Source organism: Pseudomonas danubii (assembly GCF_042980055.1).
GTDB classification, from domain to species: Bacteria; Pseudomonadota; Gammaproteobacteria; order Pseudomonadales; family Pseudomonadaceae; genus Aquipseudomonas; species Aquipseudomonas danubii.
The window spans coordinates 1670885-1694804 of sequence record NZ_CP116502.1 but is presented as its reverse complement, the minus strand read 5'-3'; the positions used below and the strand labels follow the sequence as shown (position 1 = coordinate 1694804).

Below are 23920 nucleotides of genomic sequence, written 5' to 3'. Positions count from 1 at the left end.
CCGGCTCCTACAGGGGATGTAGGAACCGGTTTGCCGGCGAAAGCCTCACAACACCTGACGCAGGAAAGCCTGGGCCCGAGGGTCTTTCGGCGCAGCGAAGAACACCTCCGGCGCCGCATCTTCCAGCAGCTTGCCGTGATCGAAAAACAGCACCCGATCCGCCACTTCCCGGGCAAAACCCATCTCGTGAGTGACGCAAACCATGGTCATGCCTTCCAGGGCCAGGGTCTTCATCACATCCAGCACCTCGCCGACCATTTCCGGGTCCAGGGCCGAGGTCGGCTCATCGAACAGCATGACCTTGGGCTCCATCGCCAGGGCCCGGGCAATCGCCACCCGCTGCTGCTGGCCGCCGGAAAGCCGCGAAGGAAACTCGTGGGCCTTCTGTGCGATACCGACTTTCTCCAGCAACGCCAGGGCCTTGGCCTCGCGCTCCTGCTTGCCCCGCTTGCGCACCACCTTCTGCGCCAGGCAGAGGTTTTCCAGCACGGTCATGTGGGGGAACAGGTTGAAATGCTGGAACACCATGCCGACTTCCCGGCGATAGGCGTTCACATCGGTCTTGGGATCGGCCAGTTGCAGGCCGTCGATGCTCACCGAACCCGAGTCGAACTCTTCCAGGCCATTGAGGCAACGCAGGAAGGTCGACTTGCCGGAGCCCGACGGACCGATCACCACCAGCACTTCGCCCTTGGCCACCTGGGTGGTGACGTTATCCACCGCACGCACCACCTGGCCGCGGGTGTCGAAGACTTTTACCAGATCGCGGACTTCAATCACTTTGCGCGAGCCTCCGCTCAAGCCGACTGGCCATCTTCGACAGCGGCAGGTTGATCAACAAATACAGGCCCGCCACACAGAACAGGATCTCGAACGGCGAGAACGAGGTGGTAATGACTTCCCGACCGCTCTTGAGCAGCTCGGTAATGGCAATCACCGACACCAGCGAAGTGTCCTTGACCAGGCTGATGAACTGCCCGGCCAGGGGCGGCAGCACTCGCTTGAACGCCTGAGGCAGTACCACGTGACGCATCGACTGGCCTGCGCTGAGCCCCAGGGAGCGGGCCGCTTCGTTCTGCCCGCGGGTGATGGACTGCACCCCGGCACGGACGATTTCCGCCACATAAGCCCCGGTAAACAGCGACAGCGCAGCGATCCCGGCGAACTCCCGGGACAGGTTGAGCACCGTGCCGATGAAGAAATAGAAAATGAAGATCTGCACCAGCAGCGGCGTACCCCGCACCAGCTCGACATAAATCGTCGACAGGTCGCGCAGGGTCGGGTTGCTGGACAGCCGGCACAGGCCAGTGCCAAGGCCGATGAGCAGGCCCAATACGCCAGACACCACCGACAGCCACAAGGTGGTCCACAAGCCCCACAACAGGGGGCCCGCCGCCCAATGCCGGGTCACGCCAATCACGTCGCCTTCGGCCACGTCATCGCCGCTAGCTACCTGCAGGCTGCCTTCATCGACACTCAGATGCTGCTCGGCACCCGAGTCACCGCGCAGGGTGACTTGAGCCTTGCCGCCCTGGCGCACAACCTCGGCGACGGTGGAGATCTCCGCCGCCCGCTGGGATTCTTCGGCCTGGTAAACGAAGTATTGGGGGACACGGTTCCAGCGCCATTCGTAGGACATCAGCGAGGTGGCGTAGTAGAGGGCGCCGGCCAGGCCGATCAGCACCAGCACGGTCAATACGTGCCAGGGCCATTGGGCTTTTTTCTGTTTCATTGCTGTGCAGGTTCCGGAGTGGGTATTGCGAAATCAGACGCTTTCGCCGGCCAGCCGGCGCCTACACATGCCCCCGTAGGAGCAGGCTGGCCGGCGAAGGAGAACGGTGCGCGGTCACTGAAACGACCCGCACCGCCCAAGCAGCGTTACTCCATGTCCTTGAGCCACTCGGTGCTCTTGAACCACTTGTCATGGATGCGATCGTAGGTGCCGTCTTCGCGGATCTGGTGCAGGAAGTTGTTGATAAAGTTGATGCTGTCGTAGTCACCCTTCTTCAGGCCAAAGGCCAGAGGCTCGTAGGTGAACGGCTTGTCGAGGAACGTCAGCTTGCCGTTGCCCACCTTGTTCACCGCCACCACGTTGTACGGGGCGTCGTAGATAAAGGCGTCGGCCTTGCCGTTGACCACGTCCAGCACCGCTTCCTGCTCGTTGTCGTAGCCGTGGTACTTGGCCTTGGCGATCAGCTTCTTGGCGACCATTTCCCCAGTGGTGCCCAGCTTGGAGGTGATGCGGTAGTCGGCGCTGTTCAGGTCCTTGTAGGACTTGATGGTGCCTTCCAGGTCTTTGCGGATCAGCAGGGTCTGACCGACCACGATGAAGGGCTCGCTGAAGTTCAGGCGCAGGTTGCGTTCCTGGGTCAGGGTCATGCCGCTGCCGATCATGTCGAACTTGTCGGTGAGCAGGGCCGGGATAATGCCGTCGTAGCCAGTGGAAACCAACTCCAGCTTGACTCCCATGGACTTGGCCATGGCCTTGAGCAGGTCGACTTCGAAGCCGATGATTTCGCCACGCTTGTTGGTCATCTCGAACGGCATGTAGGTCGGGTCCATGCCGACCTTCAGCGTACCGCGCTTGACCGCGTCATCGATGGCGCCAGCCTGGGCGGTAGTGACCGCCAGCATGGCGGCGGCGCCTGCCAGCAGCAGCGAAAGATACTTCTTCATCTCAAGTCCCCTGAAGCCATTTTATTGTGGTGTCTGCACGCGGCGGGCCTGGAATGAAAATCTTCGGATATCAAGCCATTGTCGATCACGCACAGAAATTTGCGGGAGCGATGCTAACGCACTCGGCCGTTTGCACAAGGATTTTTGTTGTTACAAAGGGGGGATACGGGGCTATTGGCCACGCAAAGCAAAACGCCCTTGAGTGGAGGCTCAAGGGCGTTGGCTTCAGGCCGGTTGCGGCGCCGCCATCAGCGGCTGCAACGGCAGCAGCGGCGCATGGGGATCAGCATCCACCGACTGGCGCCAGGCATCCAGCCAATCGCTGTGGCCCTCGCTCCAGACTTGCTGGTGCAAGCGTCCCAGGGCCACCGGATCGCTCAACAGCGCCAGGCGCTCGCTGTTGTTCAAGGCCGCCGGGCCGACTTTCAGGGCATGGCGCACCCGCTCCTGGCGCAGCCACTCGATCGGCTCGGCCTGGGTGTGACGGGAGGTGGCCAGAGCACAGGCCAGAGCGTTCTGCTGCGGGTCCACCACGGCGCGGATAAAGCCGTCGTTGAGCGCATGCCAGCGGTTCTCGTGGGTGTACTGGTCGGTGGCCAGCAGCGCCTGGGGCGGAGCGTATTCCTCGGGAATCAGGAACAGGCTCTCGTCACGGGACTTCAGGCCCAGACCGACACGACTGGAGATCACCGACACCGGGATCGACAGCATCAGCGAACCGACAATCGGCACCAGCCACCAGAGGAAGCTGGGGTTCAGCCAGATCACCAGCAAGGCCCAGCAGAAGCCCAGCAGGGTCTGCGGACCGTGGCGGCGCACGGCTTCGCTCCATGGCGTGGAGTCGTCGTCACGTTGTGGCGAGTTCCAGGTCGCGGCCCAACCGAGGAACGCGGCCAGGACGAAACGGGTGTGGAAAATCATCCGCACCGGCGCCAGCAGCATGGAGAACAGCATCTCCAGAAGCATCGACAGGGTCACCTTGAACTTGCCGCCGAACTCTTTCGCACCCTTGGCCCAGATCAGGATGATGCTCAACAGCTTGGGCAAGAACAGCAGCACGATAGTCGTGGAGAACAGCGCGATGGCTTTGTCCGGGTGCCACTGCGGCCACAGCGGATACAGCTGCCGCGGTTCAAGGAAGTACTGCGGCTCCATCAGGGTATTGACCGCCAGCAGAGCCGTGGACAGCACCAGGAAGAAGAACCACAACGGCGCCGACAGGTAGGACATCACCCCGGTGAGGAACACCGCGCGGTGCACCGGGTGCATGCCCTTGACCAGGAACAGGCGGAAGTTCATCAGGTTGCCGTGACACCAGCGACGGTCACGCTTGAGTTCGTCCAGCAGGTTCGGCGGCAGCTCTTCGTAACTGCCAGGCAGATCGTAGGCAATCCACACGCCCCAGCCGGCGCGGCGCATCAGCGCGGCTTCGACGAAGTCGTGGGACAGGATCGCACCGGCGAAGGCACCTTTACCGGGCAATGGCGCCAGAGCGCAGTGCTCGATGAACGGCTTCATGCGGATGATCGCGTTGTGGCCCCAGTAGTGCGACTCGCCCAACTGCCAGAAGTGCAGGCCGGCGGTGAACAGCGGGCCGTAGACCCGGGTGGCGAACTGCTGCATGCGCGCATACAGCGTGTCCATGCCCGACGCCCGTGGCGCGGTCTGGATGATCCCCGCGTCCGGAGTGGCTTCCATCAGGCGCACCAGGCTGGTCAGGCATTCGCCGCTCATCACGCTGTCGGCGTCGAGCACCACCATGTACTTGTAGTCGCCGCCCCAGCGACGGCAGAAGTCGTCGAGGTTGCCGCTCTTGCGCTTCACGCGACGACGGCGGCGGCGATAGAAGATCTTGCCGAAGCCCTTGGCTTCCCGGCAGACATCCAGCCAGGCCTGCTGCTCGGCGACGCAGATATCACTGTCGTTGCTGTCGCTCAAGACGAAGAAGTCGAAGCGATCCAGATCGCCAGTAGCCGCCACCGACTCGAAGGTGGCGCGCAGGCCGGCAAACACCCGCGGCACGTCTTCGTTGCAGATCGGCATCACCAGTGCGGTACGCGCGTCCTTGGGAATCGGCTCGTTGCCGGCGCTGGCCCCGGAAATGCGGTACTTGTCGTGACCGGTCAACAGCTCCAGGAAGCCCATCAACGCAGTCCAGAAACCCGCCGACACCCAGCAGAACAGGATGCCGAAGAGGATCAGGATGCTGGTCTGCAGAGCATAGGGCAGCACTTGCTGCGCGGTCTGCATCAGCGGCTGGTGCATCACCTCTTCCAGGTCGACGAAGGACCAGCCCTGATACGGCATGATGCCTTTCATGTACCAGCCGGCGACGATGGTCTGGCCGAGCATCAGCACCAGCAGGATGTAGCGGCGGATCGAACCCACGGTGCGCCAGCGGGCAGCCGGCAGCACACGCTCATCCTTCTTCGGCGCCGGCGGGTTGGTGCGCCCGGTCAGGCGCCGCCAAGCTCGCACCAGGATATTGGTGCGCCACGGCTCCGGTACCACCTTGGTGCGGCGGATCGGCGGCGTGGCCTTGAGGCAGACCCGACCTTCGGCGTCGACCGCAAGCATCTCCGCTTCTTCGAGTTCCGCGGCGGTGCTCAGGGACAGACGCTGGCCCACCGATACCTGGGCGGCATCGGTTGGAGCGTCGAAGGTCGTTGACGACAGACGTTGGTGCAGTTCGCTGAAGGACTGGCAGCCCGCGAGCTCCGCGCGCTGCGCATCCGACATCGGCAAGTGCGCCAGGTACTCGGCAAGAGTCTCTGGCTGTAGTTGAGAGTTACTCATCGGCAGGCAACTGATAGCTCCAGGTCTCGGTCAGGACTTGTTCAGTTTTAACCGGTTCCGGTGTGGCTGGGGCCGCCTCGGCAGCAGGCTGCTTGGCGTCTTTGTGGTCCTTGGCGTTCTTGGCGTCTTTGGCGTCTTTGGCCGGCTTGGCGTCAGCCTGCTTGGCCGCTGCCGCAGCGGCTTCCTTCTCCTTCTTCTCCTGTTGCTTGGCGGCGATCTTGTCGGCCTTGGCAACGGAGGAGTTGGAGTTTGGCGTCGAGGCCTTGGCCGGCTCGGCTACCGGGATGTTGCGCACCAGCGCGGCCCGCATCTCGGTGGCCTTGCTCGCATCCTTGATCTTCATCCGCAGAGTCAGGCGCCAGCCTTTGGTTTCCGGGTTGTAGCGAACGCTGTTTTCCACCAGTTCGGCGTTGTCGCCAACACTGACCTGGCTGCGCACTTCGGCGTTTTCCGGCAATGCCGCCAGGGATGGGCCCTGGAAGTCCACCAGGTAGGCAACGCTGCCATCGGGTTGACGAATCAGGTTGGATTGCTTGACGTCACCGGTGGAGCGCAGGGTCTGCTGCACCCAGGCGCTGTCAGGCGAATGCAGGGCGGCTTCGTCGATGGTCCAGTGCATACGGTAGGCGAAGTCCAGCGGCTGGCCCGGTTCAGGCTGCTTTTCCGGGCTCCAGAAGGCCACGATGTTGTCGTTGGTTTCGTCCGCAGTCGGGATCTCTACCAGGTCGACGGTGCCTTTGCCCCAGTCGCCCTTGGGCTCGATCCAGGCGCTTGGGCGCTTGTCGTAGCGGTCGTCGAGGTCTTCGTAGTGGCTGAAGTCACGGCCACGCTGCAGCAGGCCGAAACCACGCGGGTTCTCTACCGAGAAGTTGCTCACGGCCAAGTGTTTCGGGTTGTTCAGAGGACGCCAGATCCACTCGCCGTTGCCGGCATGGATCGACAGGCCGCTGGAATCGTGCAGCTCGCGGCGGTAGTTGAGGACTTTCGACGGCTGGTTGGCGCCGAACAGGTACATGCTGGTCAGCGGGGCCAGGCCCAGCTTGCCCACCTTGTCACGCAGGAACACCCGAGCCTTGACGTCGACGACGGTGTCGGCGCCCGGACGCAGGGTCAGGCGGTAGGCGCCAGTGGCCCGTGGCGAGTCCAGCAGGGCGTAGATCACCAGGTGCTTGTCGGTTGGCTTGGGCTGCTGGATCCAGAACTCGCTGAAACGCGGAAACTCTTCGCCGGACGGCAGGGCGGTGTCGATCGCCAGACCACGAGCGGACAGGCCATAAGTGTGGCCTTTGCCAATGACGCGGAAGTAGCTCGCGCCCAGCATGGTCATGATTTCGTCTTGCTTGTCAGCCTTGTTGATCGGGTACAGCACACGGAAACCGGCATAGCCGAGCTTTTCGGTGGCCTTGGGATCAAACTTGACGTCGCCGAAATCGAAGCGACTCGGGTCGTACTTGATCTCGGAAACAGTGTTGGCGCTGATCTCGTTGATCTTCACCGGCGTGTCGAAGTGCATGCCCTGGTGATAGAACGACAGCTTGAACGGGGTCTTCTGATTGGCCCATTCGGCTTTTTCGCTGAGGAAGCGGATTTTCTGGTAGTCCGCGAACTTCATCTCACGGAACTCGTTCGGCAGGTTACTGCGCGGGGCCTCATACTTCTGCCCGGCCAAGTCTTTGGCCTTGGCCGACACATCATCCAGGTTGAATGCCATGAGTTGACCGGCGCCGAACAGGCAGACCAGCGCAGAGCCCGTCACCAGTGCGTTTCGTAACCGTTTGGCAAACAAGTTTGGTGCATTACAGGGACTAACAATCACGAGCAACCCTCGCCGAAAACAGATCAAAGAACCAACGGCCAGCTATCTATATGCCAGGTTGGCGAGCATTGTTCCGACTCCGATGGGGCTAAATGATTCCCCAAACGGCCGTGGACAAGTCTCTACTAAAGTCAAAATGGACCAACGAACGCTGATCCCCGTAGCGCGCGATTATCTAGTAGCCCGCGTTACAACGCATCAGGGGTAACAAAGTATTTATCGTGAAAAACAGCAGTTTCCGGCTCAAATCGGCGGAAAAAGCTGTTTCAGGCGTTTTCAGGTCTGTAACAGGAAGGTTACCGGGCCATCGTTGACCAGATGCACCTGCATGTCCGCGCCAAAACGCCCTGATGCCACTTTGCCATGCAACTGTTGCGCCTTCGCTATCAGGTAGTCAAAAAGCTCTTCGCCAAGGGCCGGTGGTGCAGCCGTGGAAAAGCTTGGGCGCAACCCGCTCTTGGTGTCTGCCGCCAAGGTGAACTGCGACACCAGCAGCAGCCCGCCCTGCACATCCGCCAGGGACAGGTTCATCTTGCCCTCAGCATCGCTGAACACCCGATAGTTAAGCAGCTTGTGCAGGAGTTTGTCGGCGCTGGCCCGAGTGTCCTCAGGCTCTACCGCCACCAGCACCAGCAAGCCCTGGTCCACCGCACCGACTATTTCCCCGGCCACTTCCACCCGCGCGCCGCGCACGCGCTGCAACAGGCCCTTCATGCTTCTTCGGGCGGCAGGTCAAGCAGGCGGCGCGCCATCTGATCAGTGGCGCGTACCAGAGCGTCGGTAATGCCGGGTTCCGAGGCGGCGTGACCGGCGTCGCGTATCACCTGCAGCTCGCTGTTGGGCCAGGCCTGATGCAGCTCCCAGGCGTTGTCCAGGGGGCAGATCACGTCGTAGCGACCGTGGATGATGACCCCGGGCAGATGGGCAATCTTGCCCATGTCGCGGATCAACTGGTCCGGTTCGAGGAACGCGTTGTTGATGAAGTAATGGCATTCGATCCGGGCAATCGACAGCGCCCGCTGTGGCTCGGAGAAGCGATCCACCACCAGCGGGTTCGGACGCAGGGTCGCGGTGCGCCCTTCCCAACCCGACCAGGCCTTGGCGGCATGCATCTGGGCGATCTGGTCATTGCCGGTCAGGCGCTTGTGGAAGGCGCTGACCAGGTCATGACGCTCCTCCAGGGGAATCGGTGCCACGTAGTCCTGCCAGTAATCCGGAAACAGGCGGCTGGCGCCACACTGGTAGTACCACTGGATTTCCTGGGGACGGGCCAGGAAGACGCCCCGCACGATCAGGCCCAGCACCCGATCCGGGTGGGCCTGGGCATAGGCCAGGGCCAGGGTCGAACCCCAGGAGCCACCGAACAGCACCCATTTGTCGATGCCCAGGTGCTGGCGAATCCGCTCCAGGTCCGCCACCAGGTCCCAGGTGGTGTTGTTCTCCAGGCTCGCGTGGGGGGTGGAACGCCCGCAACCGCGCTGGTCGAAAGTGACGATGCGATACAGGTTCGGGTCGAAATAGCAGCGACTCGCCCCATCACAGCCCGCCCCCGGGCCACCGTGAATGAACACCACCGGCAAACCTTCCGGTGAACCACTTTCGTCGACATACAGCACATGGGGCTTGTCGACGGCCAGATCGTGCCGGGCATAGGGTTTGATCTGCGGGTACAAAGTCTGCATTACGCGCTCCGTGGAGGTCGGGTTCATCCCTGCTGGGGACTTCATTTATTCTGCCGTTTGGCATCATAAACCCGAATTACGCAATCAGCATGTCCTTGAAGAAAACAGGGTTGTTCAAGGGATTGCAACGAGTTGCGCAGCGCGCTTGGCGAGCAAGCTCGCCCCTACATAAAGGCGTGCATCCGCGATAGGAGCCAGCTTGCAGGCGCAAGCAATGTCAGCGGTAACGCTCCTGCCCCCAGGCCAGCAGCCCCTGCAGCAATGCCTTGAGCACCACCTGGGTCGGGGCCGCCAGGTCCTCGCGATAGCGGAATGGCTCGAACTCCTCCATATAGGCGCTCTGCGCCAGTTCCAGTTGCACCGCATGAATGTGCTCGGCCGGGTTGCCGTAATGCCGGGTGATATGACCGCCCTTGAAACGACCATTGAGCACATGAGTGTAATCGCCGTGGGCGGCGCAGATGCTCTCCAGACGGCCGGCCAGTTGCGGATCGCAGCTGGCGCCGTTGAAGGTGCCGAGGTTGAAGTCCGGCAGTTTGCCCTCGAACAGATGAGGGATCAGCGAACGAATGGAGTGGGCATCGAACAGCAAGGCATAGCCGAACTCGGCCTTGAGCCGCGCCAGTTCCTCCTGCAGGGTGCGGTGATAGGGCCCCCAGACCTGCTCCAGGTACTGTTGCCGCTCTTCTTTGGACGGCGCCTGCCCTTCAACGAACAACGGCTCGCCATCGAACAGCGTCGCCGGGTACAGCCCGGTGGTAGCACCGACGTACAGCGGCTTGTCATCGGACGGCCGGTTCAGGTCGATGACGAAACGCGAGTATTCGGCCGCCAGGGTGCTGGCTCCCAGCTCCTCGGCGAACTGATACAGCCGCGGAATATGCCAGTCGGTGTCCGGCAGGCTTTGCGCCTGTGGAACCAGCCCGGCCATCACTGCCGGGGTCAAGCGCGTACCGGCGTGGGGCATGCTGATCAGCAGGGGCACCCGGCCTTGTTTGAATGTCAGAACCTTATCCACAACCTGTCTCCTAAACAGTCACTTCAACGCCGTGTCGCACGACGCGTTTTTCCAGGTCGCCGCCCAGCCAGTAGGCCAGGTCGGCGGGACGATCGATCTGCCAGGCGACAAAGTCCGCCACCTTACCCACCTCCAGTGAACCATGGGTCTGCTCCATGCCCAGGGCCTGGGCCGCGTGCAGGGTGACCCCGGCCAACGCCTCTTCCGGCGTCAACCGCAAACAGGTGCAGGCCATGTTCAGCATCAGGCGCAGCGACAACGCCGGCGAAGTCCCGGGATTGAGGTCGCTGGCCACGGCAATCTTCACCCCGTGCTTGCGCAGGGCTTCCATCGGCGGCAACTGGGTTTCCCGGAGGAAATAGAAAGCCCCCGGCAACAGCACTGCCACGGTTCCCGAAGCCGCCATGGCCATGGCATCGTCCTCGGTCATGAACTCCAGGTGATCGGCAGACAGCGCCCGGTAGCGCGCCGCCAGGCTTGACCCGTGCAGGGACGACAACTGCTCGGCGTGCAGTTTCACCGGCAGGCCGAGCTGTTGCGCGGCGATAAACACCCGCTCCACCTGCTCCGGAGAAAACGCCAGGTACTCACAGAAGGCATCCACCGCATCCACCAGCCCTTCGGCCGCCAGGGCCGGGAGCATCTCGCTGCAGATGTGCTCGATGTAGTCGTCGCTGCGCTCGGCATATTCCGGCGGCAGAGCGTGAGCCGCCAGGCAGGTGCTGCGCACACTGACCGGCAACTCCTCGCCAAGACGGCGGATCACCCGCAGCATCTTGCGCTCGCTGGCCAGGTCCAGGCCGTAGCCGGACTTGATTTCGACGCTGGTGACACCGTCGCGCAACAGGCTCAGCAGACGCTTGCGGGCGCTGACGAACAGCTCCTCTTCAGTGGCCGCGCGGGTCGCCCGCACGGTGCTGGCGATACCGCCACCGGCTGCGGCGATCTCGGCATAGCTCACGCCCTGCAGGCGCTGCTCGAACTCGCCACTGCGGTTGCCGCCGAACACCGTATGGGTGTGGCAATCGATCAAGCCCGGAGTCACCCAGGCGCCCGCCAAGTCCTGGACCTGGTGGTCATCGGCGACCGGCGCCTGCTGGCGCCGGCCGATCCACTCGATGTGCGCCCCTGACGTCACGATGGCCGCGTCCTCGATGATCGAGTAAGTGCCCTGGGCCATACTGGCGACGTTGCAGTGTTGCCAAAGAGTTCTCATCCAAGGCCTCCGTTAATGATCAGTAGGTAAAGAAGAATCGACGCGGATCTGCTGAGCCTGCCCCGCCGCCGGCTTGACCCACAGCATATAGGCCACTACCAGCAGAACGATCCACACCACGCCCACCATCAGCGCCGCTTGAGTTTTCGGGAAATAGCCCAGCACGCCGAAGATGAACAGCATGAAGGCAATCGCCGCTGCCGGCGCCCAAGGCCAGAACGGCACCTTGAACTGCAACCGGGCCACTTGCTCGGCGGTCATGGAGCGGCGCATCGCCACATGGGTCAGCAGAATCATCAGCCACACCCAGACCGTGGCGAAGGTGGCCAGGGAAGCGATCAGCAGGAAGATGTTTTCCGGGATCAGGTAGTTCAGCACCACCCCACCCAACAGCGTCACGGCCATCACCACCACGGTCATCCACGGCACGCCGGCCTTGGAAATCTGGGCAAAGCCCTTGGGCGCCTGCCCTTGCTGGGCCAGGCCGTACATCATGCGCCCGGCACCAAAGATATCGCTGTTGATCGCCGACACCGCCGCCGAAATCACCACGATATTAAGGATGGTGGCCGCCGAGCTGATGCCCAGGCTGTCGAATATCTGCACGAAGGGGCTGCCCTGGGTGCCAATCTGCGGCCAGGGGAAAATCGACATCAGCACGAACAGGGTCAGCACATAGAACAGCAGGATGCGCAGCGGCACCGCGTTGATCGCCTTGGGGATGACCCGCTGCGGGTCCTTGGCCTCGCCGGCGGTGACACCGATGATCTCGATGCCGCCAAAGGCGAACATCACCACCGCAAAGGAAGCGATCACCCCGCTGATGCCATTGGGCATGAAACCGCCATGGGCCCAGAGGTTGCTGGCGCCAGTGGCCTGCTCGGTGGCCGCGCTGCCGATACCGAACAGCATGATGCCGAAACCACCGAGGATCATGGCGATGATCGCCCCGACCTTGAGCAGCGACAGCCAGAACTCCATCTCGCCGAAAACCTTGACGCTGCACAGGTTCAACCCGCCGATGAGCAGGACGATGCCCAGCACCCAGATCCAGCGCGCCACCTCGGGAAACCAGAAGCCCATATAGATGCCAAAGGCGGTGACGTCCGCCAGACAGACGATCAGCATCTCGAACGCGTAGGTCCAGCCCAGGATAAAGCCCGGCAAGGGCCCCAGGTACTGGCTGGCGTACTGCCCGAAGGAGCCGGACACCGGGTTGTGCACGGCCATCTCCCCCAGGGCGCGCATCACCATGAACACCGCTGCACCACCAATCAGGTAGGCCAGCAGCACCGCCGGGCCGGCCATCTGGATGGCGGAGGCCGAGCCGTAGAACAATCCGGTGCCAATGGCCGACCCCAGGGCCATGAAGCGAATATGGCGGGCCGTCAGCCCCCGACGTAATCCTGTTTCTTGCGATTGCATGTCATCGTCCCTTTTATTGTTATCGGACAAGTGCGCCCCGCGCCGTAGCGCGGGGCGGCAGAAGCGGACGCTCCGCGCCCATCTTGCAGGTGAAGCGAACCCAATCGGGCCACCGCTCTCGGCCGAGCGCGGAGTGATCTGGCGGCCCGGCGTGCATTACAGGCTCGGCAACAACTGGGCTGGCAGCAGCCCATTCAGGCACCGCGAAGCCAACAACTCGCTGGCCGCGTTGATATCCGGTGCAAAGAAACGGTCCTTCTCGTAATACGCCACTTTCTCGCGCAGGGTGGCGCGGGCTTTTTCCAGGGTCGGCGAGGTTTTCAGGCCTTCGCGCAGGTCCAGGCCCTGACAGGCCGCCAGCCATTCCACGGCCAGCACACCGCGGGTGTTCTCGGCCATTTCCCACAGGCGCTTGCCGGCGGCCGGCGCCATGGAAACGTGGTCTTCCTGGTTGGCGGAAGTGGGAATGCTGTCCACCGAGTGCGGGTGGGCCAGGGCCTTGTTCTCGCTGGCCAGGGCCGCAGCGGTCACCTGGGCGATCATGAAGCCGGAGTTGACCCCGCCATTGGCCACCAGGAACGGCGGCAGCTGGGACATGTGCTTGTCCATCATCAGCGAGATACGGCGCTCGCTCAGGGACGCGATCTCGGCGATGGCCAGGGCCATGTTGTCGGCCGCCATGGCCACGGGTTCGGCGTGGAAGTTGCCACCGGAAATCACATCGCCTTCGGCAGCGAACACCAGCGGGTTATCGGACACCGCGTTGGCTTCGACCACCAGCACTTCGGCGGCCTGGCGGAACTGAGTCAAGCAGGCGCCCATCACTTGCGGCTGGCAACGCAGGGAGTACGGGTCCTGGACCTTGTCGCAGTTCTGGTGCGAGGCGGACACCTCGGTGCTGTCCCCCAGCAAGGCGCGATAAGCCGCAGCGGTATCGATCTGCCCGCGCTGACCGCGAGCGGCGTGAATCCGTGGGTCGAACGGCGAGCGCGAACCCAGCACCGCTTCCACCGTCAGGCCGCCGCACACCAGAGCACCGGCAAACAGGTCTTCACCTTCGAACAGCCCGCGCAAGGCGAACGCGGTGGACACCTGGGTGCCATTAAGCAGCGCCAGGCCTTCCTTGGCGGCCAGGGTCAGCGGCTTGAGGCCGGCGACTTCCAGGGCCGCGGTCGCTTCCAGCCACTGGCCCTTGTAGCGCGCCTTGCCCTCACCCAGCAGCACCAGGGACATGTGGGCCAAAGGCGCCAGGTCGCCGGAAGCGCCCACCGAGCCCTTGAGCGGGATATGCGGATAGACCTCGGCGTTGATCAGGGCGATCAGGGCATCGATCACCTGACGGCGGATGCCGGAGAAACCGCGGCTCAGGCTGTTGACCTTGAGCACCATGATCAGGCGCACCAGATCGTCGCTGATGGGCTCGCCCACGCCAGCGGCATGGGACAGCACCAGGGAGCGCTGGAGGTTTTCCAGATCGGCGCTGGCGATGCGGGTCGAAGCCAGCAGGCCAAAACCGGTGTTGATCCCGTAGGCGGTGCAGTTCTCGGCGAGAATCTGCTCGACACAAGCGACGCTGGCGTCGATCTGCGCCGAGGCGCTGTCGTCCAGGGTCAGGGTCAGCGGCTGCTGATAGATGGCCCGCAGTTGGGCCAGGGTCAGTTGGCCGGGAATCAGGTTTAGCGCAGTCACATTCATGCTCCTTTTGAGAGTTTTGTAATAACTACCAGTCGCTCCGGAAGCTTCCGTTATCCGTCGTCATTCGCGGTTTTGCACGAGTGACGCCTTGGCACGCTGGTGATGGAAAAAACGGTTCATTGCACCTTGGAAAAGCGTTTGTGCAGCAGCTCCGGGTCCTTGAGCAGGGCCGCAGCGCTGGCAATGTCCGGCGCCAGCCAGCGGTCCTGGTCATAGGCCGGGACCCGCTCGCGCAGCAGGCACCAGGCGATACCGGTGCCGGTGCCGAAACGCTGCGCCTTGAGAAACTCGAAAGCCTGGGCCGCCAGCAGGTACTCGATGGCCAGGATCTGGGTGCAGTTCTCCAGCACCTGATGCAGCTTCAGGGCGGCATTGGTGCCCAGGCTCAGGTGGTCCTCCTGCAGGCCCGAAGTCACGTAGTTGTCCAGCACCGCCGGCTGGGCCAATTGACGGTTCTGGGCACACAGCGAAGCCGCTACGTATTGCACGATCATCATTCCGGAGTTGACCCCGGGCTCGCTCACCAGGAACGCCGGCAAGCCGCTGACATGGGGGTTGATCAAGCGGTCCAGGCGACGTTCGGCAATGGAGCCGATCTCGGCCATGGCGATGGCCAGCAGATCCGCCGCCAGCGCCACCGATTGCCCGTGGGGGTTGGCCTGGGACACCACCCGATAGTGATCCGGGGTGCCCAGCAGCAACGGGTTGTCGGTCGCGCCATTGAGCTCGGTTTCCACCTGTTTGACCGCATGGGCCAGTTGATCCCGGGCTGCACCATGTACCTGGGGAATGGAGCGGATACTCAAGGCGTCCTGGGTGCGGATGCCGCGGCTAGCGGCGATGACTTCACTGCCATCGAGCAAGGCCCGCAGGTTGCTGCCCACCACCTGCATGCCGGGGTGCGCCTTGAGAGCGATGATCTCGGCATCGAAGGCGTCGATCTGGCCCCGCTGGGCTTCGAAGCTCATGGCGCCGATCACGTCGGCCCACTGCAACAGGCGACTGGCATCGGCCAGGGCCAGGCAACTCAAGCCCGTCATGCACGGCGTGCCGTTGACCAGGCACAAGCCATCCTTTGCCCCCAGTTGCACCGGCTGCAGCCCCTCTTCGGCCAGGGCCTGTTCGGCGCTGACAACACGACCGCGATAGCTGACCTGACCGACGCCAAGCAAGGCGATGCCAATGTGGGCCATATGGGTCAGATAACCCACCGACCCCTGGGACGGCACCTGTGGAGTGATACCGCGATTGAGCAGGGTCAGCAGCGCCTCGACCACTTGCCGGTGGATGCCGGATTTGCCGTGGCTGTAGTTGATGATGGCGGCACAGAGGATCGCCCGGGTCTGCTCATCGGCCAGCGCCGGCCCGACACCGCAGGCATGGCTGAGCAAGGTGTTGCGCGACAGCTGGCTGAGTTGCTCACCGGCCAGCACCACGTTGCACAAGGCGCCAAGGCCCGTGCTGATGCCATAGGCGCGCTCGCCACTGTCCACCACCTGGCGGACGATGGCCTGGGCATTGTCGATACGCGCCCAGGCCTGGGCCGAAAGCGCCAGCTGCGCGCCATGACGGGCGACAGCGACAACATCCTGCCAACCCAGAGGGGCGTCGGCGATAACGATTTTTTCAGCCTGGGACATCGGGGACCTCTTCTTGCAAACCTTGGGTTGTCTGCCGCTTTGCCGGACCTTTGGCCGGCAAGCCGGCTCCTACACGGTGGCGGCGCGGCGCTGGACGAAACGATCGACGTACTCATCCGCCGGCGAATGCAGGATCTCCTTCGGCGTACCCACCTGGATCAGGCGGCCGTCCTTGAGGATCGCGATGCGGTTGCCGATGCGTACCGCCTCGTCCAGGTCGTGGGTGATAAAGACGATGGTCTTGTGCAGGGTCTTCTGCAGCTCCAGCAGCTGGTCCTGCATCTCGGCGCGGATCAACGGGTCCAGGGCGCTGAAGGCTTCATCCATGAGGATGATGTCGGTGTCCGCGGCCAGGGCCCGGGCCAGGCCGACCCGTTGGCGCATGCCGCCGGACAGCTGGTGCGGGTACTTCTTCTCGTAACCCTTGAGGCCCACGGTGTTGATCCAGTGCAGGGCCCGCTCGGCGCACAGCGACTTGCTCTCGCCACGCACCTTGAGGCCGTAGGCGACATTGTCCTGAACATTGCGGTGGGGCAGCAGGCCGAAGCTCTGGAACACCATGCTGATCTTGTGCCGGCGAAATTGGCGCAGGGCTTCCATGTCGTATTGCAGGATGTCTTCGCCATCCACCAGGATCGCCCCGCTGGTGGGATCGATCAGGCGGTTGAAGTGGCGCACCAGGGTCGACTTGCCGGAACCGGACAGGCCCATGATGACGAAGATCTCACCGGTGCCGATGCTCAGGGACAGATCGTTGACCCCCACCACGCAGCCGGTCTGGGCCAGTACCTGATCCTTGCTCTGGCCCTGGCGGATCATCGCCAGGGCATCAGAGGGGCGGTTGCCGAATATCTTGAAGACGTTCCTGACTTCGATCTTGCTCACGGCAGCACTGCTCATTTGCTCACCTCATGACGTGGACGACCGTAGGCCTGGGTAATGCGGTCGATCACCACCGCCAGAATCACGATCGCCAACCCCGCTTCCAGGCCGCGCCCGACGTTGAGGGTCTGGATTCCCACCAGCACATCCTCGCCCAGGCCGCGGGCTCCGATCATCGAGGCGATCACCACCATCGACAGGGCCATCATGGTGGTCTGGTTGATCCCCGCCATGATGCTTGGCAGGGCCAGAGGCAGTTGCACGCCGAACAGCTGTTGCCAGCGGTTGGCGCCGAAGGCGTTGATCGCCTCCATCACTTCACCGTCCACCTGGCGGATGCCCAGGTCGGTAAGACGAATCAGCGGCGGTGCGGCGTAGATCACCGTGGCGAAAATCGCCGGCACCTTGCCCAGGCCGAACAGCATCAGCACCGGGATCAGGTACACGAAGCTGGGCATGGTCTGCATGATGTCCAGCAGCGGCATCAATACCGAACGCAAGCGGTTGCTGCGAGCCGAGAGAATCCCCAGGGGAATGCCGATCAGCACCGAGATCACGGTCGCCACCAGCATCAGCGCCAGGGTCTGCATCAGCTTGTCCCACAGGCCGACGGCGCCCACCAGGAACAGCAGGCCGACAATCACCGCCGTGGTCAGCAGCTTGCGGGTGGAGTGCCAGGCGATGCCGCCGACAATCGCCAGCATCAGCCACCAGGGCGCCATGCGCAGCAGGCCTTCAAGGTTGACGATGGCCCACAACAAGGTGTCGGAAATGTGCCGGAACACATCACCGTAATTGGTCACCAGGGAGTCGACCCAGCCGTTGACCCAGTCGGCGATGGAAAAGGTGAAACTTTCTGGAAACATAAGAAACTCTCGATCAAAGGAGGTTGTGGTCCAGCCTCCGACGGCTCTTGTGAACCGTCGGAAAAGCCCGACCTACAAGGCCGCGTCGATTTTCCTGGCAGCGTCGTCGCTGACCCATGGGTGCCAGACTTCAGGATGTTCCTTGAGGAAGAGTTTCGCCAGTTTCGGCGACTCGATGCGTTCGCGAGTCATGCGCGCCAGATTCTGGTTAAGCAGATCGATGGGCAGGTTGGCCTTGGCCAGTACCGCCACCAGTTCAGGAGCTTCGTCATGGAAGGTCTTGGACAGGCCGACCTTGATGCTCACGCTCTTGTCGACGCCGGGTTTCTCCTCCAGCTTGACCAGATCCACCTGGCCCATGAGCGGGGTCGGCGACCAGTAGTAGAAGAGAATCGGTTCGCCACGCTTGTAGCTCGACAACACCGCCGCATCCAGGGCCGGGCCGGTACCCGGACGGAAGTTGGTGTAGCTGCTTTCCAGGCCGTAGCTCTTGAGCATCTCGCTGTTGTCCAGCTCACAGGTCCAACCGGCCGGGCAGTTGTAGAAGCGGCCCTTGCTCGGTTCTTCCGGGTCTTTGAACACGCTGGCGTACTGGCCCAGGTCGGCGATGTTTTTCAGGTTTGGCGCCTTGGCTTCGAGCTTGCGCTTGGCGTCGCCCTCGATCACATAGCGCGGCACGTACCAACCTTCGACGGCTCCCACCACCGGCGCGCCGACGCCCACCACCTTGCCGGCCTTCTCGGCCTTGTTCCACACCTCGCTGCGGCCCACCCACTCTTCGGCGAAGACCTGGATGTCATTGCTGCCCAGGGCGTTCTCCATGGTGATGGAGTTGCCAGGCAGGCTATCGGTCTTGCAGTCGTAGCCCTTCTCCAGGACGAACTGCAGGACGTCGGTCAGCAACATGCCGCTTTCCCAATTCAGGCCGGCGAACTTCACCGGTTTGCCCGACTCGCACCAGCCGGCCGCCTGGGCGCCGGAAGCGGCCAGCAAGCCCAAGGACAGCAACGTGGTCAGCAGGGTCTTATGCATTTTCATTGTGTGACGCTCCTAATCATGAGTTGGCTTACGGCAGTTAAGAGGCATCCAGCCCTGTCCACGTCCCGTCAAGACTCACACCGCAGCAGCGCGACGGGCCTGACTCAGCTTTTGTTCGGTGGGCGCGTCCTGCTCTACCGGCAGGATCAGGTGCTCGGGCACCGCGCCATGCCACTTCTTCGCGCAGGCGTAGTACAACGCCGCGGGCACCACCAGGCCGATGATCCAGGAGATATCGGTATCGCCCAGACTCGCCACCAGGGGGCCGGTATAGAAGTGGGTGGAAATGAACGGCATCTGGATCAGCACGCCGAACACATAAATAGTGATGCCCATGGCATTCCAGCGCCCGTAGCGGCCGTCCGGATTGGACAGCGCCGGGATGTCATAGCGCTCTTTGGTGATGCAGTAGAAATCCACCAGGTTGATCGCGCTCCAGGGCGTGAAGAACGCCAGCAGGAACAGGATGAAAGACTTGAATGCGCCGAGGAACGAGTGCTGGCCCAGCAGCGCGATCAGGGTCGCGGCACCGACGATCAGCAACACGAAGATCAACCGCTGCAAGCGCGTCACTTTCAGCTCGCCGCGAAAGCCACTGATGATGGTGGCGATACACATGAAGCTGCCGTAGGAGTTCAGCGTCGAGATGGTCACCTTGCCGAAGGCAATGCTGAAATAGAGCAACGCCGCTATGGCGCCAGTGCCGCCCAGGCCGACAATGTAAGCCACCTCACGACCGGCGAACTGGCCCTTGGACAGGGCCGCGGCGAACACCCCGAGTACCATCGCCACCTGGGCACCGATCACCGAACCTGCGCCCGCGGCGAGGAAGGTCTTCAATGGCGACGTCTTGCTCGGCAGGTAGCGCGAATAGTCGGCGACATAAGGCCCGAAAGCGATCTGCCAGGATGCGGCCAACGACACCGCCAGGAGGAAGCTGCTCCAGCTGAAGTGCCGAATCGCCAGCAAGGCGCTGACGTCGGTCTGGCTCAGCAGCCGGCTGAACAGGTAGAAAAAGGCGATCACGCCGATCACGCTGGCAACCCGGCCGATGTAGTGAATCACCCGATAGCCAAGCACCGTGACCAGCACAATGACGCTGGCGAAAATCAGGATGCCGATGCTGTCACTGACACCGAACATCTGGCCCAGCGCCTGCCCGGAAAGCACCGTGCCGGTTGCGGTGAAACCCAGGTACATCAGGCACACCAGCACCATCGGGATGGCCGCGCCATAGACCCCGAACTGCACCCGGCTGGAAATCATCTGCGGCAGGCCGAGCTTCGGTCCTTGCGCCGCATGCAGCGCCATCACTGCGCCGCCCAGCAGTTGCCCGATCAACAGCCCGATCAACGACCAGAACACATCACCGCCCAACACCACCGCCAGAGCGCCGGTGACGATGGCCGTGATCTGCAGGTTGGCACCCAGCCACAGGGTGAACTGGCTCAAGAGACGACCGTGTCTTTCCGCTTCCGGGATGTAGTCGATCGAACGCCTTTCGATCAACGGCTTGCTGCTTGCACGATCATTCGCTAAGGCCATGGACGTCAAACCTCTATGGGCACTGCAGACGATTTCCACTGTAGGAGCGAGCTTGCTCGCGAGGCGGTGCAGCTGATGCACCGTGGTGCTTGCTTCGCCAGCAAGCTGGCTCCTACAGGGAGAGTGGGGTGAACCGATGCTGCGGTTACTTACCGGTGATCATCGGCAGGTTCAGGCCCTGTTCCTTGGCGCAGTCGATGGCGATCTGGTAGCCGGCGTCGGCGTGACGCATGACCCCGGTGGCCGGATCGTTGTGCAGCACCCGGGCAATCCGCTCGGCCGCTTCATCGGTGCCGTCGCAGACGATGACCATCCCCGAATGCTGGGAGAAGCCCATGCCGACACCGCCACCGTGGTGCAGGGAAACCCAGGTCGCACCACTGGCAGTGTTCAACAGGGCGTTGAGCAGCGGCCAGTCGGACACGGCGTCGGAGCCGTCCTGCATGGATTCGGTTTCACGGTTCGGGCTGGCCACCGAGCCGGAATCCAGGTGGTCGCGGCCGATGACGATCGGCGCCGACAGCTCGCCGCTGCGCACCATCTCGTTGAACGCCAGGCCGAGCTTGGCGCGCTGGCCCAGGCCGACCCAGCAGATCCGCGCCGGCAGGCCCTGGAAGCTGATGCGCTCGCGCGCCATGTCCAGCCAGTTGTGCAGGTGGGCATCGTCAGGGATCAGTTCCTTGACCTTGGCGTCGGTCTTGTAGATGTCCTGCGGATCACCGGACAGCGCCGCCCAACGGAATGGACCGACACCACGGCAGAACAGCGGACGGATGTAGGCCGGGACGAAACCTGGGAAGTCGAACGCATTTTCCACGCCCTCTTCCTGGGCCATCTGGCGGATGTTGTTGCCGTAGTCGAAGGTCGGGACACCCATCTTCTGGAAGGCCAGCATGGCTTTGACGTGCTCGGCCATGGACTGCTTGGCGGCCTTGATCACGGCAGCCGGCTCGGTCTTGGCGCGGTCGCGGTACTGCTCCCAGGTCCAGCCTTTGGGCAGGTAGCCGTTGAGCGGGTCGTGGGCGCTGGTCTGGTCGGTGACCATGTCCGGACGCACGCCACGGCGCACCAGCTCCGGCAGGATTTCTGCAGCGTTGCCACACAGGGCGATGGAGATCGCGCGGCCTTCGGCGGTGTACTTCTTGATGCGTGCCAGGGCGTCGTCCAGGTCGGTGGCCTGCTCGTCGACGTAGCGGGTCTTGAGGCGGAAGTCGATGCTGGTCTGCTGGCACTCGATGTTCAGCGAGCACGCCCCGGCCAGGGTCGCGGCCAGCGGTTGCGCGCCGCCCATGCCACCCAGACCAGCGGTCAGGACCCAGCGGCCCTTGAGGTTGGAGTCGTAATGCTGGCGACCGGCTTCAACGAAGGTTTCATAAGTGCCTTGGACGATGCCCTGGCTACCGATGTAGATCCAGCTGCCGGCGGTCATCTGGCCGTACATGGCCAGGCCCTTGGCGTCCAGTTCATTGAAGTGCTCCCAACTGGCCCAGTGCGGCACCAGGTTGGAGTTGGCGATCAGCACCCGCGGCGCGTTGCTGTGGGTCTTGAACACGCCCACCGGTTTGCCGGACTGCACCAGCAGGGTCTCGTCGTCATTCAGATGGGTCAGGGCTTCGACGATCTTGTCGTAACACTCCCAGTTGCGCGCGGCGCGGCCAATGCCACCGTAGACCACCAGTTCCTTGGGATTCTCTGCAACTTCCGGGTCGAGGTTGTTCATCAGCATGCGCAGCGGCGCTTCGGTCAGCCAGCTCTTGGCGGTCAGCTTGTTGCCACGTGCAGCGCGGATTTCGACGTTGCGGAATTGGGTGGGTTTGCTGTCAGTCACGGAAAAACTCCTCGGCGATGAGTCCAAGGTGCGAAGAGGATTCCATCGACTCTTACGCACACATATTTACTTGTACATACAAGCATATGCAATCAAGCGGCCAACTCGCTTGAGACGTACCTGAAAAACCTTGAGAGCAAACCGCAAGCCTTGCTGGACAAGGCTTTCAACAGAGCGAGAATTTTCCAGAAGAGTTTTTTGGCCGCAGCGAAGCTGTTACCAAAACCCGGTTTTGCGCTGTGCTGGGGCGTTCGGTAACAAACTGGTGCGCGAGAGAAACAGCAATTGCAGGGAGATGTGTGCCCGTTCTGCACGGCAGGTGCGGGCTGGGGTTCCGGCGCAGCGAGGGAACGAATAGAAGCCGGTAGCAGGCCGTATCCCGGCCTGCACCCAGCCACAATGATCAGATGGCGGTGAGTTCGATGACGCAGCAGCGTCCATCGGTGGCGATTTCCATAACCCCGGCATTGTCATCCAGGCGCAGGCAGTCATAACGCCCCAATGCCTGCACCGGGATGCTGCCCGTGTCCACCCAGGTCTGCTCGGCGACACTGAACACCAGCACGGTGTGCGCCTGGGTGAAGAAGCGTTGCTGACCATCGAACCACTGCAAGCGGGCGACGTAACGCTCAGGGCAATAGATCAGGTTGAAATCGCGGATCGCGCCCTCCAGCAAGGTGCAATTGACCTGGCTGGCACCGCTGAAGGCAAAGGGGTCCAGGGGCAGCAAGGGCCGAACCTCTTCGCCATCGACCGTCAGTTGCATGCCCGCACCCTGCAGCACGGTGATGATCCGCTGATAACCGGCAAAGCTGGAAAAGCCGCCGGATTCGCCGATATCGGCAATCGACAGGCGCCAGCCAAAACCTTCCAGGCCAGTGCCGGCGTCACGAGTGATTTCTTCGGTGCTGCCGCCGCCGTTTTTCCATGGCATGCGCGGGTAGTCGGCGGCGCGTAACAGAGTGGACTGGATCATTTATGAAAGCGCCCTTCCAGACGATGACGGGAACCGGGGTGGATCAAGCGGGCGGCGGTCACCGGCTGGCGCCCGGACCAGGTGCGACGCCGAATCAACAGGCACGGCTCGCCACGCTCGATCTGCAGCAGCTCGCACTCTTCGGGCTCGGCGAGAATCGCCTCCACCACATGCTCGCCCTCGGTCAGGGGGGCGACCTGGGACAAATAGGCGTAAGGGGTTTGCAAGGTGAAGTCCTGCTTGAGGTACTCCGGCGCCACCAGGGCGTTGACGAAGCGATCCTCGATCTGCACCGGGATGTCATTCTCGAAATGCACGATCAGCGAGTGGAAGACTCGCTGCCCTTCGCGCATGTCCAGGGCCAGGGCGCGCTCGGAACCGGCAGCCTCTTCGCCCAGGGTGACGACCCGGCAGGTGTGGCGATGACCGCGGGAGGCGATCTCGTCGGCAATGTTGTGCACTTCGAACAAGGCCGATTGGCTCTTGGGTTCGGCGACGAAGGTCCCCACGCCCTGCATGCGCACCAGCATGCCCTCAGCGGTCATTTCCCGCAGTGCGCGGTTGATGGTCATGCGGCTGAAGCCCAGCTGATTGACCAGCTCGCTTTCCGAGGGAACGCGGTAATGCGGCGGCCAGTTTCCGCTCTCGATCTGCTGGGTGATCATCTGTTTGACGCGGGCATACAAGGGCGCCGGACTATCGCCCAGATGGGCAGCCAGCGGCGATTTGGCAGGCGGAGTCGGCACGGGAAATCCTTGTTGAGCAAAAAAGGTGACTAGCTTGCCGGAGTTTACCGAGCAGGCAAACGTCTGTATATGTAT

The 23920-nt window shown here is 62.7% G+C and carries 19 protein-coding genes; all 19 read right to left on the bottom strand.

The window, feature by feature from the left end:
* Positions 1 to 45: 45 nt before the first annotated feature.
* Positions 46 to 780 (bottom strand): amino acid ABC transporter ATP-binding protein, encoded by a 735-nt coding sequence (locus PFZ56_RS07940; protein ID WP_102862777.1) that lies wholly within the window; start codon positions 778 to 780, stop codon positions 46 to 48.
* Positions 773 to 1732: an amino acid ABC transporter permease gene (locus PFZ56_RS07935; protein ID WP_102862776.1), complete on the bottom strand. Its 960-nt coding sequence runs from the start codon at positions 1730 to 1732 to the stop codon at positions 773 to 775. The genes PFZ56_RS07940 and PFZ56_RS07935 overlap by 8 nt, the downstream gene beginning before the upstream one ends.
* 146 nt (positions 1733 to 1878) lie before the next feature.
* Positions 1879 to 2676: a transporter substrate-binding domain-containing protein gene (locus PFZ56_RS07930; protein ID WP_102862775.1), complete on the bottom strand. Its 798-nt coding sequence runs from the start codon at positions 2674 to 2676 to the stop codon at positions 1879 to 1881.
* Between the two features lie 225 nt (positions 2677 to 2901).
* A complete protein-coding gene (gene mdoH / locus PFZ56_RS07925) occupies positions 2902 to 5472 on the bottom strand; it encodes a glucans biosynthesis glucosyltransferase MdoH (RefSeq protein WP_110651039.1) in 2571 nt (856 codons plus the stop codon).
* Positions 5465 to 7288, bottom strand: a complete 1824-nt coding sequence (locus PFZ56_RS07920; RefSeq protein WP_115582461.1) for a glucan biosynthesis protein G — start codon at positions 7286 to 7288, stop codon at positions 5465 to 5467. Before PFZ56_RS07920 ends, mdoH begins: the two co-directional genes overlap by 8 nt.
* A gap of 276 nt (positions 7289 to 7564) precedes the next feature.
* Positions 7565 to 8002 (bottom strand): D-aminoacyl-tRNA deacylase, encoded by a 438-nt coding sequence (gene dtd / locus PFZ56_RS07915; RefSeq protein WP_102862773.1) that lies wholly within the window; start codon positions 8000 to 8002, stop codon positions 7565 to 7567.
* Positions 7999 to 8970 (bottom strand): prolyl aminopeptidase, encoded by a 972-nt coding sequence (gene pip, locus PFZ56_RS07910; protein WP_102862772.1) that lies wholly within the window; start codon positions 8968 to 8970, stop codon positions 7999 to 8001. Before pip ends, dtd begins: the two co-directional genes overlap by 4 nt.
* 217 nt (positions 8971 to 9187) lie before the next feature.
* The gene (gene hutG / locus PFZ56_RS07905) at positions 9188 to 9988 is read right to left on the bottom strand and encodes an N-formylglutamate deformylase (protein ID WP_102882101.1); all 801 of its coding nucleotides are present in this window, start codon (positions 9986 to 9988) and stop codon (positions 9188 to 9190) included.
* A 10-nt stretch (positions 9989 to 9998) separates the two neighbouring features.
* The gene (gene hutI, locus PFZ56_RS07900; protein WP_170002079.1) at positions 9999 to 11204 is read right to left on the bottom strand and encodes an imidazolonepropionase; all 1206 of its coding nucleotides are present in this window, start codon (positions 11202 to 11204) and stop codon (positions 9999 to 10001) included.
* A gap of 12 nt (positions 11205 to 11216) precedes the next feature.
* Entirely contained in the window at positions 11217 to 12629 is a 1413-nt protein-coding gene (locus tag PFZ56_RS07895) for an amino acid permease (protein ID WP_110595380.1), read from the bottom strand.
* A gap of 156 nt (positions 12630 to 12785) precedes the next feature.
* Positions 12786 to 14324, bottom strand: coding sequence for a histidine ammonia-lyase (hutH, locus tag PFZ56_RS07890; protein ID WP_170002077.1), 1539 nt, complete (start codon positions 14322 to 14324; stop codon positions 12786 to 12788).
* Between the two features lie 116 nt (positions 14325 to 14440).
* Positions 14441 to 15964 (bottom strand): histidine ammonia-lyase, encoded by a 1524-nt coding sequence (gene hutH, locus PFZ56_RS07885; protein WP_170002075.1) that lies wholly within the window; start codon positions 15962 to 15964, stop codon positions 14441 to 14443.
* Positions 15965 to 16033: 69 nt separating this feature from the next.
* A complete protein-coding gene (locus tag PFZ56_RS07880) occupies positions 16034 to 16864 on the bottom strand; it encodes a glycine betaine/L-proline ABC transporter ATP-binding protein (RefSeq protein WP_110595378.1) in 831 nt (276 codons plus the stop codon).
* Complete coding sequence (locus tag PFZ56_RS07875; RefSeq protein WP_102862765.1) at positions 16861 to 17712, bottom strand: proline/glycine betaine ABC transporter permease; 852 nt, start codon at positions 17710 to 17712, stop codon at positions 16861 to 16863. The genes PFZ56_RS07880 and PFZ56_RS07875 overlap by 4 nt, the downstream gene beginning before the upstream one ends.
* Before the next feature lie 72 nt (positions 17713 to 17784).
* On the bottom strand, positions 17785 to 18750 hold the full coding sequence (locus PFZ56_RS07870; protein WP_170002073.1) for an ABC transporter substrate-binding protein: 966 nt from the start codon (positions 18748 to 18750) through the stop codon (positions 17785 to 17787).
* A gap of 75 nt (positions 18751 to 18825) precedes the next feature.
* Positions 18826 to 20295: a cytosine permease gene (locus PFZ56_RS07865; protein ID WP_170002071.1), complete on the bottom strand. Its 1470-nt coding sequence runs from the start codon at positions 20293 to 20295 to the stop codon at positions 18826 to 18828.
* A 145-nt stretch (positions 20296 to 20440) separates the two neighbouring features.
* Positions 20441 to 22123, bottom strand: coding sequence for a urocanate hydratase (gene hutU, locus PFZ56_RS07860; RefSeq protein ID WP_102882108.1), 1683 nt, complete (start codon positions 22121 to 22123; stop codon positions 20441 to 20443).
* Between the two features lie 403 nt (positions 22124 to 22526).
* The gene (locus PFZ56_RS07855; protein WP_102862761.1) at positions 22527 to 23099 is read right to left on the bottom strand and encodes a HutD family protein; all 573 of its coding nucleotides are present in this window, start codon (positions 23097 to 23099) and stop codon (positions 22527 to 22529) included.
* Positions 23096 to 23845, bottom strand: a complete 750-nt coding sequence (hutC, locus tag PFZ56_RS07850; RefSeq protein ID WP_102862760.1) for a histidine utilization repressor — start codon at positions 23843 to 23845, stop codon at positions 23096 to 23098. Before hutC ends, PFZ56_RS07855 begins: the two co-directional genes overlap by 4 nt.
* Positions 23846 to 23920 lie beyond the last annotated feature (75 nt).

Bases quoted from the DNA above. Each gene is read 5' to 3' on its own strand.
- PFZ56_RS07865 (WP_170002071.1), bottom strand. From the start codon at position 20,295: ATGGCCTTAGCGAATGATCGTGCAAGCAGCAAGCCGTTGATCGAAAGG.
- pip (WP_102862772.1), bottom strand. From the start codon at position 8,970: ATGCAGACTTTGTACCCGCAGATCAAACCCTATGCCCGGCACGATCTG.
- PFZ56_RS07855 (WP_102862761.1), bottom strand. From the start codon at position 23,099: ATGATCCAGTCCACTCTGTTACGCGCCGCCGACTACCCGCGCATGCCA.
- PFZ56_RS07935 (WP_102862776.1), bottom strand. From the start codon at position 1,732: ATGAAACAGAAAAAAGCCCAATGGCCCTGGCACGTATTGACCGTGCTG.
- PFZ56_RS07870 (WP_170002073.1), bottom strand. From the start codon at position 18,750: ATGAAAATGCATAAGACCCTGCTGACCACGTTGCTGTCCTTGGGCTTG.
- PFZ56_RS07895 (WP_110595380.1), bottom strand. From the start codon at position 12,629: ATGCAATCGCAAGAAACAGGATTACGTCGGGGGCTGACGGCCCGCCAT.
- mdoH (WP_110651039.1), bottom strand. From the start codon at position 5,472: ATGAGTAACTCTCAACTACAGCCAGAGACTCTTGCCGAGTACCTGGCG.
- PFZ56_RS07875 (WP_102862765.1), bottom strand. From the start codon at position 17,712: ATGTTTCCAGAAAGTTTCACCTTTTCCATCGCCGACTGGGTCAACGGC.
- hutH (WP_170002077.1), bottom strand. From the start codon at position 14,324: ATGAATGTGACTGCGCTAAACCTGATTCCCGGCCAACTGACCCTGGCC.
- hutI (WP_170002079.1), bottom strand. From the start codon at position 11,204: ATGAGAACTCTTTGGCAACACTGCAACGTCGCCAGTATGGCCCAGGGC.
- dtd (WP_102862773.1), bottom strand. From the start codon at position 8,002: ATGAAGGGCCTGTTGCAGCGCGTGCGCGGCGCGCGGGTGGAAGTGGCC.
- PFZ56_RS07880 (WP_110595378.1), bottom strand. From the start codon at position 16,864: ATGAGCAGTGCTGCCGTGAGCAAGATCGAAGTCAGGAACGTCTTCAAG.
- PFZ56_RS07930 (WP_102862775.1), bottom strand. From the start codon at position 2,676: ATGAAGAAGTATCTTTCGCTGCTGCTGGCAGGCGCCGCCGCCATGCTG.
- hutH (WP_170002075.1), bottom strand. From the start codon at position 15,964: ATGTCCCAGGCTGAAAAAATCGTTATCGCCGACGCCCCTCTGGGTTGG.